The following is a 366-nucleotide window of genomic DNA, read 5'->3' on the forward strand; positions in this document are numbered from 1 at the left end:
GCACAGGTACCTGAAACCTGCGCGTCTACCAATTCCGCCATCTGGGCAGCGACGGTGCATGTAAGTGGGTCGCGGTTTCCTGTCAACAGGGTTTTTGCAAAACCATGACAGATTTATCGCACGGCCGCCGCAAAGCCCTGGTTGGCTTGGGCCTGCTCAAGCAAAGGTGTCGGATCTTTTTGGTGCGACACGCGTTTGCCTCAAGACCCTGATGCTTAGTCAAGTCCAAATGCCGCCATTTTGCTGAAATATAAGGATTTTGTAACCGGAAAACCGTTTTCACACTATCGTGACGTTTTTTACGTTGCCAATAGCCGGTGGGATGTGGTTTTCCTAAAGAATAAAGAATGTCGATAAGACGTCTAG

The 366-nt window shown here is 49.5% G+C and carries 1 protein-coding gene; it reads right to left on the reverse strand.

What is annotated here, in order from left to right; translation table 11 throughout:
* Positions 1–82 precede the first annotated feature (82 nt).
* Positions 83–366 (reverse strand): hypothetical protein (locus AC1D0P_RS32170; RefSeq protein ID WP_477680430.1); only part of this gene is annotated, 284 nt, incomplete at its 5' end.

It is taken from the genome of Polaromonas sp. P1_G2, assembly GCF_056405515.1.